This window comes from Pseudochrobactrum sp. AO18b (assembly GCF_000409565.1).
In the GTDB taxonomy this organism is placed as follows: Bacteria; Pseudomonadota; Alphaproteobacteria; order Rhizobiales; family Rhizobiaceae; genus Pseudochrobactrum; species Pseudochrobactrum saccharolyticum.
The window spans coordinates 1-3129 of the sequence record NZ_ANNO01000435.1 but is presented as its reverse complement, the minus strand read 5'-3'; the positions used below and the strand labels follow the sequence as shown (position 1 = coordinate 3129).

General features: G+C 53.6%; 3 protein-coding genes. All 3 read left to right on the top strand.

Annotated features, from left to right (window positions below):
- Positions 1–178 precede the first annotated feature (178 nt).
- A complete protein-coding gene (locus A918_RS20840; protein WP_245257350.1) occupies positions 179–1072 on the top strand; it encodes a hemin ABC transporter substrate-binding protein in 894 nt (297 codons plus the stop codon).
- A gap of 167 nt (positions 1073–1239) precedes the next feature.
- Positions 1240–2406 (top strand): iron ABC transporter permease, encoded by a 1167-nt coding sequence (locus tag A918_RS0116420; RefSeq protein WP_022712107.1) that lies wholly within the window; start codon positions 1240–1242, stop codon positions 2404–2406.
- 2 nt (positions 2407–2408) lie between these two features.
- A partial coding sequence (locus A918_RS0116415; RefSeq protein WP_022712106.1) for a heme ABC transporter ATP-binding protein occupies positions 2409–3129 on the top strand: 721 nt, incomplete at its 3' end.

Genomic DNA, 3129 nt, shown 5'->3' with positions numbered 1-3129 from the left:
ATGCAGGGCGGTTTATACCGCTCTGCATGGCTCATTTTTAAAATTGCCCGCTGTCTCCCTTGGCGGTGAATATTATCAATGACGGTCAGGATAGTTATCTTTGGCCGGAACAGTCTCGGATTGACCAATGTCTTTTGCCCGCAGCACTCTTTTTTCATCCCGGATCAGGTCTTATCGTTTGGTTGCAGCTTTTGCTGCCGGTCTGCTTTCTGCCACCACAGGCGTTTTGCCGGTCGCCGGTATGATCTCACCTGCACAGGCAGAAGAGGTCAAAACCTTTACGGATACAACACGGCTGGTGAGTGTTGGCGGCGCGCTGACAGAAATCATCTATGCGCTGGGTCTTGAAGACAAGCTTATTGCCCGCGACCGTACCAGTATTTATCCGGAAACAGTCAAAAAGCTCCCTGATATCGGCTATATGCGCCAGCTTTCATCGGAAGGTATTTTGTCTGTTGCACCGACTGCCATGCTGGTGATTGAAGGCAGCGGCCCTGCAGAAACTATGGATGTGCTGAAACGCGCTTCTGTGCCGATGATTATTGTGCAGGATCAATATACCGCTGAAGGCATTACCAATAAAATCAATGCTGTGGGACAGGCATTAGGTGCTCAGGATAAAGCCGCGGCTCTGGCGGAAAAAGTTCGCACTGATCTGAAGGCTGTTGAGGCCGCCACCAGCAAAATCACCGAGAAAAAGCGTGTCCTGTTTATTCTGTCCCGTCAGGGCGGACGTCTCATGGCATCAGGGCGGGAGACTGCGGCTGACGGCATGATTAAGATGGCTGGCGGCATCAACGCGATTGACGAATTTCAGGGCTACAAACAGCTGACCGATGAAGCGCTTGATAAAGCTGCTCCGGACATGATCCTGCTGATGAATACCGGTCCTGACAAAGCATCGAATGATTATTCGGATCTGCTTGCCAATCCGGCGCTGGCTGCCACACCGGCAGGTCGCAACAAAGCTATTCTGGCCATGGACGGGCTCTATCTGCTCGGCTTTGGGCCGCGCGCTGCTGAAGCCGCGCGTGATCTGGCAGAAGGCCTTTATGGCAAGGCTGCTCAATAAGACATTGAATTGGTTCAGCCCGTTGCCGGAAGACTATACGGCAGCGGGTGACGCATTCTGAAAAGGTAAGAAGCTGTCTTCTGCCGGAATGTGTTTTCATCAAATTTCACATTCGCAGCAGCTTTTCGATCTGCCTGCTGCATGGCTGAAACGGAAAGCATAAGATTTTGACTGATACTGTTGGCGATATGCCTGCTTCCCACTTTGCCAAACGCAACACAGTCGCGGCATCCTCAAATGTGATAAAGCCTGCTGAGAGCGGTAAAGGCGCAGCTGTCCTGCAAGGTGACCGTTCGCGTCAGGCGCGTATTCTGATAGCACTTCTCGCAGTTCTGCTGGTGGCTGTTGCATTATTCAGCCTCACAGCCGGTGCTTCTCAGGCATCAAGCTGGTCGGTGCTGAAATCCCTGTTCTCCTCGCAGATCAATCCGGATGATATTACAGCGCAGCGCGATCATATCATCATTGTGGACATCCGCCTGCCGCGTATCATTCTCGGCATTCTGATCGGCGCTTCACTGGCCGTTTCCGGCGCGGTAATGCAGGGTCTGTTCCGCAACCCTCTGGCTGATCCGGGACTGGTCGGCGTTTCTTCCGGCGCCAGCCTTGGTGCGATTGTCGTTATTGTTTTAGGTGGTACATTCCTTGCTCCGGTACTCGGATTTCTCGGCATGTATACATTGCCGCTGGCAGCCTTTATCGGCGGCCTGACGACAACACTGATCCTGTATCGTGTTGCCACGCGCAGAGGCAGAACTTCAATTGCCACAATGCTGCTTGCCGGTATTGCGCTTGGTGCCATGACCGGCGCTTTCAGCGGGGTGCTGGTTTATATTGCGGATGACAGACAGCTACGCGATCTCACTTTCTGGGGGATGGGTTCGCTGGCCGGTGCCACATGGATTAAAATCCTCACTGCCGGACCGATTATTGCGCTGACATTGTTTGCGGCTCCGTTTCTGGCTCGCGGATTGAATGCTCTGGCTCTGGGGGAGGCGACAGCCAATCATCTGGGCTTGCCAATTCAGCGTATTAAAAATGTAGCAATCATTCTTGTGGCCGCAGCCACAGGCGCTTCGGTTGCAGTCAGTGGCGGCATCGGTTTTGTCGGTATTGTTGTGCCGCATTTGCTGCGTCTTTCCATCGGGCCCGATCACCGCTATTTGCTGCCTGCCTCTGCATTGCTGGGGGCTTCGATGCTGCTGCTGGCGGATGCTGTCAGCCGCACTATTGTTGCTCCGGCTGAAATCCCGATCGGCATTGTCACTGCATTTGTCGGTGCTCCGTTCTTCCTTTGGATTTTGCTGCGTCGCCGTGGTTTGCTGGACTTATAATCATGATAGAAACAAAAAATCTGGCCGTTCAGCTTAGCGGCAAAACCATTCTGAAAAATGTCAATATCTCAGCTAAACCCGGTGAGGTGACAGCCATTGTCGGGCCGAACGGCTCCGGCAAGACTACGCTGATCCGTGCGCTTTCCGGCGATTTGCCTTATACGGGGCAGGCACTGCTTGATGGTGCATTGTTCGAAACCTATAAGCCCTGGCAGATGGCTGAACGCCGCGCAGTGCTTCCTCAGAACAGCGCTTTGTCCTTTCCGTTTACGGTGCGTGAGATTGTTAATCTCGGCCTGACCGGCGGTCGTTCCGGCCTGACGGCAGCGGAAGAAATCCGTTTGCCGGATCAGGCATTGGAACTGGTCGATCTGAGCGGTTTCGGCGGCCGTTATTATCAGGAGCTTTCCGGCGGAGAGCAGCAGCGCACGCAACTCGCGCGCGTGCTGTGTCAGGTATGGAAACCGGTGCTCGATGGTCAGCCACGCTTCCTGCTGCTGGATGAACCCGTCTCCAGTCTTGATATCCGCCATCAGATTGTGGTGATGGATATTGCCCGTAATTTTGCGGCCAAAGGCGGCGGTGTCATTACGATTCTGCACGATCTTAATCTGACAGCCCTTTATGCAGATCATGTTGTGATGGTGCATAATGGTGAAATAGATGCCAGCGGCTCCGTGGCAACCACACTGACGAATGACCGTTTGCTGCGGGTCTATGAAT